The sequence below is a fragment of the Paenibacillus sp. FSL E2-0177 genome (assembly GCF_037992975.1).
Lineage (GTDB): Bacteria > Bacillota > Bacilli > Paenibacillales > Paenibacillaceae > Paenibacillus_AQ > Paenibacillus_AQ odorifer.
Window position 1 is genome coordinate 1,980,618 of record NZ_CP150307.1, and the last position, 15,280, is coordinate 1,995,897.

Sequence of the window (15,280 nt, forward strand, 5' to 3'; positions counted from 1 at the left end):
TGCATCATGGCGGCCAAGAAAAGCTTTCCACTGCGGATTGATCCGGATTTACATGAGGCGCTGGAACGATGGGCGGGAGAGGAATTTCGCAGCGTAAACGGACATATCGAATACTTGTTGCGTGAGTCTTTGAAGCGTGCAGGCCGCTTACCTGAAAAAAAACGGCGAGAGGAATAACCATAGAAGGGCTGTTTCAGCATCCATGTATTGGCTGCAAGAACAGTCCTTATGTGTGTCTTCTGACTGTGTTTCTATCATTTTGGACCCTTTTCTGACTTGACTGTCAGAGAGGACAGATTTATAATTACTCCATAATTCACGTTAACAGCATTGACGAAGATATGAGTTGATTGTTCTGGACCGTTCAGAGAGAGGAAACTTAGGCTGAAATTTTCTCCGGCATCCTGCTTTCGATTTACCCCTTTGTAGCTGCGGTTTTGAATTCCCTGCAATGGGATAGTAAGAGCTGCCGGTTCATGGTCGTTACTCCATGCTTACGAAGGATTCTATCTTCACTCCGCTTGAGGATTCAAGGGAGGCTAGAGAGAATCGAATTTGGGTGGAACCACGGGTGTAATCGCTCGTCCCTTTGCGGGACGGGCGTTTTTTTGTGTGCGTGGATATTATTGTTCCGCAAAGGTTAAAGGGCCCTTAGGCTTAATTATATGAAGGAGGAATTAGCAATGTCAGTAAGTATTAAGCTTCCGGACGGTTCTGTCCGTGAATACGCAGAGGGTAGCAGTATTGATGATGTAGCAGCTTCTATTAGCAGTGGCCTGCGCAAAAATGCAGCAGCGGGGAAATTGAACGGTATCGTTGTAGATTTATCTACTCCCCTTGAAGAGGGCGCACTGGTAGAGATCGTAACTTTGGATTCACCTGAAGGTCTGGAGGTTATGCGCCACAGTACAGCTCACTTGATGGCTCAAGCGGTTAGACGTTTGTTCGGAACAAAAGAAGTTAAGCTTGGTGTAGGTCCGGTCATTGAAGATGGCTTCTACTACGATATGGATCTGGAACATCCTCTAAATCCTGAAGATTTGCTCAAAATCGAAAAGGAAATGGACCGCATAATTTCGGAGAACCTGCCGATCGTGCGCAAAGAAGTTAGCCGCAAGGAAGCACTTGAAATTTTCGGTGAGCTAGGTGATCCTTACAAGCTGGAATTGATCGAGGCATTGCCTGAAGATAGCGTAATTTCTATCTATGAACAAGGAGAATTCTTCGACCTATGCCGTGGACCCCATGTGCCGTCGACTGCTAAGATCAAAGTCTTTAAATTGATGAATGTAGCCGGTGCTTACTGGCGCGGCGACAGCAAGAATAAGATGCTTCAACGCGTATACGGCACAGCTTGGATTAAAAAAGCTCAGCTTGATGAGCATCTTCGTCTGCTTGAAGAAGCGAAGAAACGCGATCACCGGAAGCTCGGTAAAGAGCTTGAAATCTTTACATTTAATCAATTGGTAGGACAAGGCTTGCCAATCTGGTTGCCTAAGGGTGCCAAATTGCGCAGTATTCTGGAGCGTTATATCGTAGATCTGGAAGCAAGTCTTGGCTATCAGCATGTATACACACCAGTTCTGGGTAATGTTGAGCTGTACAAAACTTCAGGACACTGGGAGCACTATCAAGAGGACATGTTCCCTAAGATGACTATCGACAATGAAGAATTTGTTCTTCGTCCAATGAACTGCCCGCATCACATGATGATTTATAAGAGCTCAATGCACAGCTACCGTGATCTGCCGATCCGTATTGCTGAGCTTGGTATCCAGCACCGTTATGAAATGTCAGGCGCATTGACTGGCTTACACCGTGTACGCTCGATGACTCTTAATGACTCCCATATTTTCTGCCGTCTGGACCAAATTAAAGGCGAGTTCATTCGTGTAATCGAATTGATTAAACAGGTATACAGTGACTTTGGTATTAATGACTACCGTTTCCGGTTGTCCTATCGTGATCCTAAGGATACTGAGAAATATTATGCAAATGACGAAATGTGGGAAACTGCACAGCGGATGTTGCGTGAGGTTGTAGAGGAAGCTGGACTGCCGTTCTACGAAGCAGAAGGCGAAGCTGCATTCTATGGTCCTAAACTTGATGTGCAAATTAAGACTGTATTAGGTAAAGAAGAGACTCTGTCTACTGTACAAATCGACTTCTTGCTGCCTGAACGTTTTGAACTGGAATATATCGGCGATGATGGTCAAAAACACCGTCCAGTCGTTCTGCACCGTGGAATCTTGGGTACAATGGAACGTTTCGTTGCCTTCCTGTTAGAGAACTTTGCGGGCTCGCTGCCGCTTTGGTTATCTCCACAGCAGGTTAAAGTAATTCCTGTATCGACAGCGTTCGACGATTATGCCAAGGAAGTTACAGACAAGCTGCGTCGCCGTGGTATCTCTGCTGAAGCAGATCTCCGCAATGAGAAGCTGGGTTATAAGATTCGCGAAGCTCAGCTTGAGAAACTGCCATACATGTTCGTAGTTGGCGAGAATGAGATGAACGCTCAGACGGTTTCCATCCGTAAACGCGGGGAAGGCGACATTGGAGCTAAGCCGCTTCAAGAAGTGATTGAGCTCTTGTCTCAGGAAATTGCTGATCGTGTGATCTCCTAGTTTCTTGTAATTAACAACACCAAAATTACGTCTAAATAAGACCTCTGTTATATGCCAATGAGGATCAACTTCTGATCTTCATGTATAAAATTTTGTGAATCGGGAAACCTTCGCTAATAAGGGGGAGGTTTTTCACATGAACAAAATGGGCATATTTCAGAGGTTTTGGTGTCTTTTTGTCACCATCGTTTTGCTATTGACCGCTGCTGGAATCATTCCAGAATCTAAGCAACAGGCAGTAGGGGCCATTGGGACAGGAGACACTTTACAACACACGGGTATTAACAAAACGCTATCGAACGAGTTGCAATATACCAAGGCTAATTCTGTGTTTATGAGAACTACAGATGATAAGGTCATTCTTACGACTGGCCGTGCCACACTTATGTCAAACGAGGCGCATTCCGTCGCACCTGTATTACCTGCAACAACAAAAAATAAACCAGCAGCGACGAAGGCACCGCAGAGCACCAAAGCTCCAACCACTAAAGCAAACGGTGGCAGCGGATCTTCCAAACAGTTACCAAATTCTATTCCTGTAGCCGCACCTGCGGAAGACCAGATCATTACTTCAATGAAAGTGATGGCGACTGGATATACTGCGGGTTATGAATCTACAGGTAAAACATCTAAACATCCCGAATATGGAATTACCTATTCAGGGGTAAAAGTGCGCAGAGACAAAAATACAGTCTCAACCATTGCTGCGGACCCTAAGGTTTTGCCGCTGGGGAGTATTCTTTATATACCGGGCTATGGATATGCCATAGTTGCTGATACAGGCTCGGCTATTAAAGGGCGGAAGATTGATCTGTATTTTGCTACTACGAAACAGGTGTATAAGGAATGGGGCAAAAAATCAGTTGTAGTTCAACTCATTAAGCGTGGTAACGGGACTTGTACGGAAGTCATGCTGAAGAAGCTGAGCCAAGCGATTGAGACTTACAAAGCAGTACCGCAATCCATGCTCGAAGAATCCATTTAAAGGGATTGAACTTATTTTCACTTGGTCATGCATAATAGTGACATCACCTTGCCATAATACGGACTGGGGCAAAGCAATTGCCTCTTCCGAGATGTTCTCTTAGTAAGCATATTCTATGCTGCATAAGAGAAAAGGAGGTGAATTCCGTGGCCAATAACAAGAAATCTAAAGTACAAGAAAATTACAAAACACCAAATGAAAAATACAATGCTGAGTTTGCTGTTGAGAATGACGGCGCTACTAAGCAAAGTGGAAATACTTCTAAACCAGCTCAGAAACCGCAACAATAATGCGCTGACTGAAGCAGAAGACTGCTGAAAAAAAGAGACTGTCCAATTCAGTTAATTACTGAGGGACAGTCTTTTTTCATATATAATGAAGTAAATAGAATTTTATCCCATTCCCCTCAGTCTAGAGACTGAGGGGAAGTTCCTTCTCTCGCCGCTGTTTCTCAGTACTTCATTCCTGTAGACTAAGGCTATAAGATTGAAGAAGAGAGCGTTCCACTACTTTAAAGGGGAAATGAATGATGAAAAGAAGGTTCACCAGCCAGGTTTTAGGCGGCCTGATCCTGATAGGGATTGGAGCTATGTTTCTACTGAGACAATTAGGTTACACTGATTTCAGCTTAGGTTACCTGATTTCGAATTATTGGCCGGTAATTTTGATCCTAATGGGAATGAACCGGCTTTTAGGTACAGGGGATGGACAATCCAAAGGTTCTTCACCTATCGGCGGCTTTTTCTTTCTGGCGATCGGAGTGTTTTTCCTTGGACGGAATTTAGATTGGTTCGATATTTCGGCCGGGGATTTTTTCAAAATGTTCATTCCAGTTATGTTGATCGGCGGCGGACTTTATGTGATTTTTAAACCACGCGGTTCAGTACCACCTGTGCCACCAGCTCCACCGTCACCACCAGATCACTTTCCTTCAGGAAAAAGCTCACTAGATGTGGAGCCGCCCAAACCACTGGATTCCACACTTGATGAACAATTTGAGCAAAAATTTGGCAAGGCTTCTGGTCAACGCGACTGGAAGGACTATCTTCAAAAAGATGAAGAAGACGATGAGGACGAAACAGGATCTTATAAGTCCAGCGCTGAAGCACGTTGGCAAGAGAAGCAGGAACGACACGAGCGCAGACGTCAGGAACGTCATGAGCGTCATGCTCATAGACATGGTAAATGGCATGAGGAATTCCATGAATCAAATAATCAAAAGGAATCGACCAATCGCTCTGCTTTTATCGGAGATGTCCACATGGGGCGCGAGCATTTCCAACTGAAGAACACGAATATCTCGCAGTTTATCGGCGATACCGTACTGGATCTGACGAATGCACAGATTGCTTATGGCGAAACGAGGATTAATATTTCCGCTTTTATAGGCGACATTAAAGTGTACATTCCGAATGATATGGATCTTGGCATCTCGGTGAACAGCAGTTCTTTTATCGGGGATATGGAAGTTCTGGATCAGTCTCGCAGTGGTTTTATGAGCAGTGTACAGTGCAAGACTCCTTATTATAAAGAAGCAGGCAAAAAAGTCCGTATAAATGTAAGTGCATTTATAGGTGACATTAAAGTTAAAACGGTGGGTTAGATGGGGACAATCTTCAGTAATACCAAATGGTTGCTGTTGTTTTACTTTTTGCTCACTGGAGCGGTAAGCGCAGGATTGATGTATGCAGGCACTTGCCTTGGTTATATCGAAGTGAAGGATTATCGGATGTGGCTGTACTTATGTCTCGGGATTGTGTTGTTCACTGTAGTTATCGGCTATATGGCAGGCCAGCGGATTCAGCGCCGGATTGATCATCTGGATCTGAATATGCTGCAGGTCGCCAAAGGAAATCTGTCCGTACGGATGCCAGAAAGTGACGATCAGTCTTTTGCCCGAGTGTATCACGAGTTTAATGTCATGATGGATACGGTCGAGAATAAGATGCAGCTTCTACAGCGATTGGGTGAACAAGAGGTTATTGAGAAGGAACAGGCAGCGGAGAGTGCGGTGTTGGAGGAAAGAAGGCGTATGGCCCGGGATCTGCATGATACGGTGAGCCAACAGCTTTTTGCCATCCATATGTCGGCTTCTTCGCTGCCTAAAGTGCTGAAGGTTAATGAAGCTCAAGGTCAAATGGTCATGGACCAGTTGATTACAATGTCTCAGATGGCACAAAAACAAATGAGAGCATTAATTGCACAACTGCGTCCGGTGGAGCTGGAAGGTCGAAATCTGTTCGAGGCGCTGGAAAAATGGTTTCCCGATTATTGCCGCCAGAATGGCTTGAAAGGAATGAAGGAGCTCGAACTTCAGGGCGAGTTATCGGAAGCAATCGAACATCAGCTGTTCCTAATTATTCAAGAGGCGATGGCGAATATCGTGAAGCATGCCGGGGCTAGACTGGTGAGTTTATCGCTGCGTGAAGGATCAAGACAAGTTGTGCTGAGTATTAGTGATGACGGTCAAGGTTTTGAACATGTGCAGCAAAAACAAGGCTCCTACGGTCTCACCACCATGCGCGAACGCGCGGAGAAACTGGGTGGGCAAGTGGAGATTATTAGCCGCAAGGGTGCGGGAACGACGATCCGTGTACATATTCCTAAGTTTGTTCAAGGGAACCCAGAATTAGAGCAGAATAGATCGTTAGGAACAGATACACAGGACGAGGAGGAGTAGAGCATGAGTGTCATAAAAGTGTTGCTCGTAGATGATCATGATATGGTACGGATGGGCCTCAAAACTTATCTAATGCTGGAGCCTACATTCGAGGTCATCGGTGAGGCGGCGAATGGACAAGAGGCGCTGGAGATGCTGCGTGCTGGTGGACATGAAGGTCTGCCTGACCTCGTGCTGATGGATTTGATGATGCCAGTGATGAATGGTGCCGAGACCACAAGAGCAGTGCTGGCTGAATTTCCTGGCCTCAAAATCGTGATCCTCACCAGCTTCCTGGAGGATGATCTTGTTGTAGATGCTATAGAGGCTGGTGCAGTCAGCTATGTGCTCAAAACAGTGTCGGCAGAAGAGTTAATCTACGCATTGCAAGGGGCTTACCGCGGCATGCCAGTCATGACGGGTGATGTGTCACAGGCGCTGACCCGTGGTATTCGCCAGCGCACCGTGCAAGGTGATTCCTCCGGTTTAACAGAGCGTGAGAAGGAAGTCCTGCTGCTTATAGCTGAGGGCAAGACCAATAAGGATATCGGTGAGGAGCTGCATATCAGCATCAAGACAGTGAAGACGCATGTCAGCAATCTGTTGATGAAATGCGAGCTTGATGACCGTACCCAGTTGGCTATTTACGCTCATCGGAAGGGCTGGGCTCAGGGGTAGGACTTGTAGACTAAGGTGCATTACTATTTGAAATGGTTTTAGAAGCTCGGGCCGCGATGTTTTTCGCGCCCGAGCTTCTTTTTTTACTTTCCTGCCTAATCTCCTCCCATTTGCCTATATCTTTTATCTGCGCTTAAATTGTTTTTAATGTGACCTTAAGGTTTAAAGTACAAAATAAGAACATGAAAACAAATTAATCCTTGTCACGGCGACAGGAAGCAGGAGGAAAGATAAACATGGACGATAACAAAAACAACTTCAATCGCGACAATGGACCAGCACCAGATCGGGAATGGGACAATAATAACAATAGCAGCAATAATAATAATTCATCTGAAGCAGGATCATCATCATACTACTATTCTTACGGACCTTTTAAATCTTTGAACAAAGACGAGAATAACACTGACGGTGGCGCACAGCACTACAATCGGATGGAGCCAGAACGTGTCGAGGTTACACCTCCACAGCCTGTAAAGCCATTGCCTTATAACACATCGCTTCGCACCACTGGCTATGATGGCAATGGTGGTGGCCGCGGAGGAAATGGCGGTGGCGGTTCTGAAGGTGGCGGCGGCTGGCAATATAATAAAAAACCAAAAAGCTCGTTAAAAACAGTGCTGGTATCATTCCTAGCCGGTATGGTCGTTCTCTCGGGCTCAATGTATATGGCAGACAGAGGTAACTGGTTTACGGGAGATACAGCTACAACGGTTGCTAGCTCCGGAACGAATGGAACGGCGAAGACAACGGGCGAGAGTGCAGGTGTTGCGCCTTCTACTTCTACTACATCCTTGGTGACTGGATCTCGTGATGTGACAGGTGTTGTTGATGCGGTGGGACCAGCAGTTGTTAAGATTGAGACACTAGTTAAATCTAATTCGCGTAATGGAAGCTCATCCAGTCCGAATCTGAGTGATCCCTTCTCACAATTTTTCTTCGGGGATCAATACAGTGGAAATGGTTCTTCCCAAAATGAACAGGATTCCAAATCAGGATCGGATTCTTCATCACAGCTTATCCCTTATGGAATTGGAACAGGCTTCATTTATGAGAAATCCGGCTATATTTTGACCAACCAGCACGTAATTGACAATGCCGATGTAATCCAAGTCACCGTGGATGGCGTAACCAAGCCTTATGAAGCGAAGCTGCTAGGTTCTAGCAAAGATCTGGATTTGGCTGTGCTTAAAATTGAAGGAGATAGTGATTTCCCTACAGTAGCACTGGGAGATTCGGATAGCATAAAGGTAGGTTCAGAAGTGGTTGCTATCGGTAACCCGCAAGGCTTTGATCATACTGTAACTTCCGGTGTTCTTAGTGCAAAAGGACGCAGTATTGATATTAATGAAGAAGATGGCAGTGGAACACGTAATTACAAAAACCTGCTGCAAACCGACGCTTCTATCAACCCGGGTAACTCAGGTGGGCCGCTGCTCAACATGAATGGGCAGGTAATTGGGATGAACGTAGCCGTCAGCACGGATTCTCAAGGTATTGGTTTCGCAATCGCTGTGAATACGATTAAAGAAGTCGTAGATAAGCTGGAAGCCAACCAAGCCATTCCGAAAGAGCCGGTACCTTTCATTGGTGCAACTCTTATGACGATTACAGATGAGGTTGCTAAGCAAATGGGTACGGATATTAAAGAAGGTTCTGTGGTTGCAGACATCATCTATAAATCCCCAGCGTATACCGCTGACCTGCGCCCTTACGATATCATTACCGGTGCGAATGGAACGAAGTATGCAACCAACCAAGATCTGATTACTTTCATTCAAACGTTAAAAGTTGGTGATAAAGTAACATTAAATGTTGTGCGCGACGGTAAAACCATGGATCTCTCAGTTACCATCGGTAACAAAAATGATTTTGATACAACGACTACACAACAAAGTCAGCAGCAATAATACCGGACGGTAAGTCACACGGAAGGGGCGACCCTTCCGTTTTTGTCTAATTGTGATGTAAACTGCTACAATATATAAAAAGAACTGAACAATGGGGGCTGCTTGATGCGACCGAATATTCTAATTATTGATGATGACGAAAAGATTATTTCTATGCTGCGTAGAGGTTTAGCTTTTGAAGGTTACGATGTGAAAACAGCGGTGAATGGAGCGGATGGATTACGGGCAATCTTGAGCAGTGACCCGGATGTGGTAATTTTGGATGTAATGATGCCTCAGGTGGATGGCTTTGAAGTATGTCGCCGCTTGCGGGAAGGAGGCAGTAATGTTCCTGTTCTCATGCTTACCGCGAAGGATGAAATTGAGCACCGTGTAAAAGGGCTTGATCTGGGTGCGGACGATTATCTGGTTAAACCCTTCGCGCTGGAAGAACTGCTTGCACGTGTACGTGCGTTGCTTCGGCGTAAGAGTGAGCAAAGCGAAGGTGGAGAGCAAGCGGTTTCTTATGAAGATATTACGCTGGATGTGGATTCACGTGAGGTTACCCGCGCCGGTAAAAGACTGGAGCTAACAGCGAAGGAATTTGAGCTGCTTCATCTTTTTATGCAGAATCCGAAACGTGTGCTTTCACGGGATCTGATCATGGATAAAATATGGGGTTATGATTATAGCGGTGAATCTAATGTGCTTGAGGTATACATAGCTATGCTACGTCAAAAGACGGAGGAGCATGGCGGTAAACGCCTCATTCAAACGATCCGGGGTGCCGGTTACATTCTAAGAGGTGACAACTAACATGTCTATAAGATTGCGGCTGACTGCTTGGTATTCAGGGATTTTGGCCGTTATGCTGCTGGCCTTATCAGCCGCAATTTACGGTTTTGTTTATTTTAATACTTATGGGGACTTGAAGGATCGTATACAAAAACAGGGTGAGCAGCTTGTAACCAATCTCAATCCTAACTGGGCGTATGACGGTTCATTGCAAAGTGTGAGCATAAACCCCTTCTTCGGTAACAAACTGGAGGAAGCTAATATTTTGGTGCAAACCTATATCTATAATAATGAGAACCTGCAAAAGTCAGAGAACTTGCATTATCTAGATATCCAATTCGATGTTCCGAAACTGGAAGATATTGATAAAGCTCACGGGTTCAAACAGACTACGCTTGGCGGATATCATTTGATGGTTTATCAGATACCGATATATGACTTGAATAAGAGTCCTGTGGCCCTTCTGCAGGTGGCAACACCGTCAAATTCGGAAGACAAGCTCTTGGAGCGTTTAAAAAATATACTACTCGTAGGTTCTTTTGCTACTCTGATCGCGGCATTTACCTTCGGCTTGTTCCTTGCGCGCAAATCCATGAGTCCAATCGGCAAAGTAATTGAAGCTGCGAATGGGATTCAGACGGGGAATGATTTAAGCTCGCGGATTGAATACGATGGGCCGCCAGACGAGATAGGAAGACTTATTGAGACCGTTAATAGTATGCTTGGGCGTATGGAAGGGTTCTACACAGAGCTGGAGGATTCGTATGCGGCTCAGCGCCGTTTCGTTTCAGATGCTTCACACGAGCTTCGGACACCGCTCACTACGATTCGCGGAAATATTGATCTGCTGCAAAAGGTTTGGGAGATGGAACCCGGAGAAGGGAAGATGAGTGAAGCTGAGATTCGCCAGCTATCGCTTGAATCGGTGCAGGATATCGCAGACGAGTCTAAGCGTATGAGCCGCTTGGTAGCGGATATGCTCTCGCTCGCGCGTGCGGATACTGGACGTACTTTTGATATAGAGCCCGTGGCACTGGAACCGATGATGAATGAGATTGCGCGCCGCGCCTCTTTCCTGCCCCGTCAAGCCGAGTGGGTTACAGGTGATATGTCAGTCTTAAATGGCAAATATATAGTTGGGAATAAAGATTATCTACAGCAAATGCTCTTTATTTTTATTGATAATGCCTTTAAGTACACACCTTCAGGCATCGTGAGTTTGGATACCCTCTTCTATCAGAATCAGATTGGCATTCGGATTACTGATACAGGGATTGGTATGGATAAAGATGAGGTTCCATATATCTTTGACCGTTTCTATCGTGCAGATGAATCGCGTGGAATTACGGAAGGGATTGGGCTTGGCTTATCCATTGCTAAGTGGATTATTGACGAGCATGGTGGGTCTGTGGAGGTTGTTACACGCCAAGGTGAGGGTACCACTTTTGTCATCTGGTTACCGCTTCTCTTTGCTCCGCCGCTGGAATAGGGTATAATTTAGAAGTGTCCTATTACAGAGGTCAATGAAAGCAGAAAGCTGGTGAACTCATGGAAGTCATTAAAATCTCTCCCCGGGGATATTGTTACGGAGTTGTCGATGCAATGGTTATGGCACGGCAGGCTGCGCAAAATCTCGATCTTCCCCGGCCGATTTATATACTGGGTATGATTGTTCATAACAGTCATGTCACGAATTCGTTCGAAGATGATGGCATTATTACTTTGGACGGACATAATCGTCTGGATATTCTGGATAAAGTGGATAGTGGGACCGTTATATTCACTGCACACGGGGTTTCTCCTGAGGTGCGCAAGATGGCTAGGGACAAGGGTCTGACTACGGTCGACGCCACCTGTCCTGATGTCACGAAGACCCATGATCTTATTCAGGAAAAAGTAGATGATGGTTATGAGGTCATTTATATCGGCAAAAAAGGCCATCCGGAACCGGAGGGTGCTGTGGGTATTGCCCCTGAGCATGTGCATCTGATTGAAAAAGAAGATGAGATTGCTACGTTATCCATCTCTTCTTCACGTATTGTCATTACGAATCAGACTACTATGAGCCAGTGGGATATTAAACACATCATGAAAAAGCTTCTAGAGACCTTCCCAGGTGCTGAAGTGCATAATGAGATATGTATGGCTACCCAAGTACGTCAAGAGGCTGTGGCGGAACAAGCGGGGCAATGTGATCTGGTGATTGTTGTCGGTGATCCGCGAAGCAACAACTCCAATCGTCTGGCACAGGTGTCGGAAGAAATCGCTGGGGTTCCTGCCCATCGTATTTCTGATGTGTCTGAACTCCAAACAGAATGGCTAGAGGGTGTAAATATCGTCGGGGTCACTTCTGGCGCGTCCACACCTACACCTATCACCAAAGAAGTGATTAACTACTTAGATCAGTATGATTCGGCTAATCCGGAGACGTGGGAGATCAAACGTACAGTGAATATGGCGAAGCTGCTGCCACCGGTTAAGAATAAGAGTGCAAGTACTACTTAATGTAATGGGCTAGGCTCGAACTTATATATTATGAACGCTGCAACAAGAGCGCTTAACTTCGTCAGTCGAGGTTAAGTGCTCTTTTTTATCGAAAGAACGCTTCCGGTATAGGAATCTAGAATATAGATTGACTATAATCGTTTTTTGAGGTAAAATTGCTTTAGTGATTAAAAGCATAAAAGCTTAAAAGCGAACACGCGTCGTAGCACGATAGTATTTAGCGGAATTATTATAAATTTTAAATGTAGAGAGGGAGTTATAAATATGATCGTCATTACATCAAATCAAACACCGGAAGAGCAGGTTAAAGATATAATTGCCGTAATCGAAAAAGAAGGCTTGCAGGTGCATCTCTCCAGAGGAGCAGATCACACGGTGATAGGTTTAGTGGGAGTCGTCACTCCTAAGCTCGCCGAGCATTTGCGGCAAATGAAGGGTGTAGAGAACGTCGTGAAGATCTCCAAATCCTACAAGCTGGCCAGCCGGGATTTCCATCCTGAGGATACGATTATTGATATCAAGGGTGTGAAGATTGGTGGAGAAAACCTGGTGATCATGGGCGGACCTTGCGCCGTTGAGTCTCCAGAGCAGATTGATGAGATCGCCCGGCTTGTTAAAGCGTCTGGTGCTCAGGTACTTCGTGGAGGCGCATTTAAGCCCCGTACAGGACCGTACAGCTTCCAAGGCGTAGGTGTGGAAGGTTTGACTATGATGGCTGAAGCAGGAAAGCGTCATGGGCTGTTGACCATTACAGAGGTTATGACACCAGAGTATGTTGATATCTGTGCGGAACATGCGGATATTCTGCAGGTGGGTACACGGAATATGCAAAACTTTGATTTGCTGCGCAAGCTGGGGACCTGTGGCAGACCTGTTCTTCTAAAACGTGGCTTCAGTGCGACCTACGATGAGTTGCTCAATGCAGCGGAGTACATTTTGGCAGGCGGTAATAAGGATGTAATGCTCTGTGAGCGCGGTATTCGCACATTTGAGACCTACACTCGTAATACGCTGGATCTATCGGCTATTCCAGTTCTACAGAGCTTAAGCCATCTTCCAGTAATCTCTGACCCAAGTCACGGAACCGGTCGTCGTGAGTTAGTTGAGCCTATGGCCAAAGCTTCTGTTGCTGCTGGCGCAAATGGTCTAATTATTGAAATGCACACAGATCCGGACAATTCCATGACAGGTGATGGTGTTCAATCGTTATTCCCTGATCAGTTTGATAACCTGCTTAAGGATCTGGAAAAGCTGGCTCCAATTGTTGGACGTAAGTTTTCAACTTCGCCAGAAACGGTTTCGGTCCTATAAAATTTAACCTAATAGCTTCCTCGGAAGCCCTCTTAACCCGCGACCTAGTGGGAAAAGAGGGTTTTTTTGGAGTTGGATAAAATAAATGTGACATGGAAATATGCGAAAATAACAGATTTCACGAAAGCGTTAGAATATCTTACATTGCTGAAAGAAATACCTGACATAAGCATTGACGATGTTAGGTATGAGATTTATAATTACGACAGCAAAAAAAATTAAAACAAGAACATTTGCATACTGTGAGCGGCCTAATGTTCGGAACTTGGGGGAGGAAAAATTCATGTCGGTTGAAAAAGTGTTGCAAACAATTAAAGAGAACAATATCGAGTGGGTAGATTTTCGATTCGTAGATTTAGGTGGTCGTGCCCACCACATCTCTCTGCCAGCTTCTGAAGTGGAAGATGAAACTTTTGTAAATGGGGTAGCATTCGACGGTTCTTCCATCAAAGGTTTCCGTGGTATTGAAGAATCAGACATGGTTATGATGCCTGATCCGAATAGTGTATTCATAGATCCGTTTACAGCTCATCCAACGCTGAACGTGATGTGCGACATTTTCACTCCTGATGGCGAACGTTATGAGCGCGATCCTCGCGGTATTGCTGTGAAAGCAGAAGAATTCCTGCAAAAAAGCGGAGTAGGTACATCTGCATTCTTCGCGCCTGAATCAGAATTCTTTATCTTTGACGATGTTCGTTACGAAAGTGGCATGAACAGATCCTCATTCTTCGTAGATTCTGAAGAAGCGGCTTGGAATACGGGTCGTAAAGAAGAGGGCGGCAACTTGGCATTTAAAGTTGGCGTTAAAGGTGGATATGTTCCTGTAGCACCAGTTGACTCCCAACAGGATATCCGCAGTGAAATGTGCCGTCTGCTCGCTGAAGTTGGACTACGCATTGAACGTCATCACCATGAAGTAGCCACTGCAGGTCAAGCGGAAATTAACTTCCGTTTTGATACCTTGAAGAAAACTGCTGATAATCTCATGACTTATAAATATATTGTACAAAACACTGCGCGTCAGTATGGCAAGGTAGCAACCTTCATGCCAAAACCGCTGTTCGGTGATAACGGTAGCGGAATGCACGTGCATCAATCCATCTTTGACGGAGACACTCCTTTGTTCTACGAAAAAGGCGCTTATGCTAACCTGAGCGAAATGGCTCTTCATTATATCGGTGGTATTTTGTACCATGCACCAGCATTGATCGCTTTGACTAACCCAAGCACCAACTCCTTTAAACGTCTGGTTCCTGGCTACGAAGCACCGGTTAACTTGGTTTACTCCAAAGGAAATCGTTCTGCAGCAGTTCGTATCCCGGTAGCAGCTGTGACACCAAAAGGCTGTCGTATCGAATTCCGCACACCGGATTCCACAGCTAACCCTTACTTGGCATTCTCCGCAATGCTGATGGCAGGCCTGGACGGAATCAAGAACAAGATTAACCCGCAAGAACTGGGTTATGGTCCTCTGGATAAGAACATCTATGAATTGTCTGATGCAGATAAAGAAAAAATCCGCAGCGTTCCAGGCAGCCTGAGCGAAGCGCTTGATTCTTTGGAAGCTGATTACGAGTTCCTAACAGAAGGCGACGTATTTACTAAGGACTTCATCGATAACTATATTGCTCTGAAACGTTCTGAAGCACAAGAGGTTGCCATTCGTGTTCATCCACATGAATATGCCCTGTACTTCGATCTATAAGATTCCTGCTATTATAATCTTTATAATAAAAGAAGCTGTCTCAAAAGTAGTGAATTCTACTTGGGGCAGCTTCTTTTTTATGAATCAGGAAAAGTAATGGATTTTACTGTGCCCTATGACTATATG

General features: G+C 45.3%; 13 protein-coding genes. All 13 read left to right on the top strand.

The features are described 5' to 3' along the window. Positions 1 to 6 precede the first annotated feature (6 nt). The 13 genes from MHI25_RS08675 to glnA all read left to right on the top strand — a co-directional run bounded on the left by MHI25_RS08675 (position 7) and on the right by glnA (position 15,154). A complete protein-coding gene (locus MHI25_RS08675; protein ID WP_036684471.1) occupies positions 7 to 177 on the top strand; it encodes a toxin-antitoxin system HicB family antitoxin in 171 nt (56 codons plus the stop codon). Between the two features lie 506 nt (positions 178 to 683). Then, positions 684 to 2,624, top strand: coding sequence for a threonine--tRNA ligase (gene thrS, locus MHI25_RS08680; protein WP_076135889.1), 1,941 nt, complete (start codon positions 684 to 686; stop codon positions 2,622 to 2,624). A 136-nt stretch (positions 2,625 to 2,760) separates the two neighbouring features. Continuing rightward, positions 2,761 to 3,609, top strand: coding sequence for a 3D domain-containing protein (locus MHI25_RS08685; protein WP_254857054.1), 849 nt, complete (start codon positions 2,761 to 2,763; stop codon positions 3,607 to 3,609). Positions 3,610 to 3,755: 146 nt separating this feature from the next. After that, entirely contained in the window at positions 3,756 to 3,899 is a 144-nt protein-coding gene (locus MHI25_RS08690) for a hypothetical protein (protein ID WP_156113077.1), read from the top strand. 239 nt (positions 3,900 to 4,138) lie between these two features. Next, a complete protein-coding gene (gene liaF, locus MHI25_RS08695; protein WP_076126418.1) occupies positions 4,139 to 5,212 on the top strand; it encodes a cell wall-active antibiotics response protein LiaF in 1,074 nt (357 codons plus the stop codon). Next, a complete protein-coding gene (locus MHI25_RS08700; protein ID WP_076126420.1) occupies positions 5,213 to 6,289 on the top strand; it encodes a sensor histidine kinase in 1,077 nt (358 codons plus the stop codon). 3 nt (positions 6,290 to 6,292) lie between these two features. Beyond that, positions 6,293 to 6,946, top strand: coding sequence for a response regulator transcription factor (locus MHI25_RS08705; protein WP_036684464.1), 654 nt, complete (start codon positions 6,293 to 6,295; stop codon positions 6,944 to 6,946). Positions 6,947 to 7,182: 236 nt separating this feature from the next. Beyond that, a complete protein-coding gene (locus MHI25_RS08710; protein WP_076184679.1) occupies positions 7,183 to 8,856 on the top strand; it encodes a trypsin-like peptidase domain-containing protein in 1,674 nt (557 codons plus the stop codon). 105 nt (positions 8,857 to 8,961) lie between these two features. After that, on the top strand, positions 8,962 to 9,651 hold the full coding sequence (locus tag MHI25_RS08715; protein ID WP_036684461.1) for a response regulator transcription factor: 690 nt from the start codon (positions 8,962 to 8,964) through the stop codon (positions 9,649 to 9,651). Position 9,652: 1 nt separating this feature from the next. Next, positions 9,653 to 11,119: a HAMP domain-containing sensor histidine kinase gene (locus MHI25_RS08720; protein WP_076126425.1), complete on the top strand. Its 1,467-nt coding sequence runs from the start codon at positions 9,653 to 9,655 to the stop codon at positions 11,117 to 11,119. Positions 11,120 to 11,178: 59 nt separating this feature from the next. Then, a complete protein-coding gene (locus tag MHI25_RS08725) occupies positions 11,179 to 12,135 on the top strand; it encodes a 4-hydroxy-3-methylbut-2-enyl diphosphate reductase (RefSeq protein ID WP_076126427.1) in 957 nt (318 codons plus the stop codon). 264 nt (positions 12,136 to 12,399) lie between these two features. Then, positions 12,400 to 13,446, top strand: coding sequence for a 3-deoxy-7-phosphoheptulonate synthase (gene aroF / locus MHI25_RS08730; RefSeq protein WP_076281065.1), 1,047 nt, complete (start codon positions 12,400 to 12,402; stop codon positions 13,444 to 13,446). A 283-nt stretch (positions 13,447 to 13,729) separates the two neighbouring features. Continuing rightward, on the top strand, positions 13,730 to 15,154 hold the full coding sequence (gene glnA, locus MHI25_RS08735) for a type I glutamate--ammonia ligase (protein WP_036684454.1): 1,425 nt from the start codon (positions 13,730 to 13,732) through the stop codon (positions 15,152 to 15,154). Positions 15,155 to 15,280: the final 126 nt, after the last annotated feature.

What these genes read in the sequence shown, in the direction of transcription:
- MHI25_RS08675 (WP_036684471.1), top strand. Translation starts at nt 7, where the DNA reads ATGGCGGCCAAGAAAAGCTTTCCACTGCGGATTGATCCGGATTTACAT.
- thrS (WP_076135889.1), top strand. Translation starts at nt 684, where the DNA reads ATGTCAGTAAGTATTAAGCTTCCGGACGGTTCTGTCCGTGAATACGCA.
- MHI25_RS08685 (WP_254857054.1), top strand. Translation starts at nt 2,761, where the DNA reads ATGAACAAAATGGGCATATTTCAGAGGTTTTGGTGTCTTTTTGTCACC.
- liaF (WP_076126418.1), top strand. Translation starts at nt 4,139, where the DNA reads ATGAAAAGAAGGTTCACCAGCCAGGTTTTAGGCGGCCTGATCCTGATA.
- MHI25_RS08700 (WP_076126420.1), top strand. Translation starts at nt 5,213, where the DNA reads ATGGGGACAATCTTCAGTAATACCAAATGGTTGCTGTTGTTTTACTTT.
- MHI25_RS08705 (WP_036684464.1), top strand. Translation starts at nt 6,293, where the DNA reads ATGAGTGTCATAAAAGTGTTGCTCGTAGATGATCATGATATGGTACGG.
- MHI25_RS08710 (WP_076184679.1), top strand. Translation starts at nt 7,183, where the DNA reads ATGGACGATAACAAAAACAACTTCAATCGCGACAATGGACCAGCACCA.
- MHI25_RS08715 (WP_036684461.1), top strand. Translation starts at nt 8,962, where the DNA reads ATGCGACCGAATATTCTAATTATTGATGATGACGAAAAGATTATTTCT.
- MHI25_RS08720 (WP_076126425.1), top strand. Translation starts at nt 9,653, where the DNA reads ATGTCTATAAGATTGCGGCTGACTGCTTGGTATTCAGGGATTTTGGCC.
- MHI25_RS08725 (WP_076126427.1), top strand. Translation starts at nt 11,179, where the DNA reads ATGGAAGTCATTAAAATCTCTCCCCGGGGATATTGTTACGGAGTTGTC.
- aroF (WP_076281065.1), top strand. Translation starts at nt 12,400, where the DNA reads ATGATCGTCATTACATCAAATCAAACACCGGAAGAGCAGGTTAAAGAT.
- glnA (WP_036684454.1), top strand. Translation starts at nt 13,730, where the DNA reads ATGTCGGTTGAAAAAGTGTTGCAAACAATTAAAGAGAACAATATCGAG.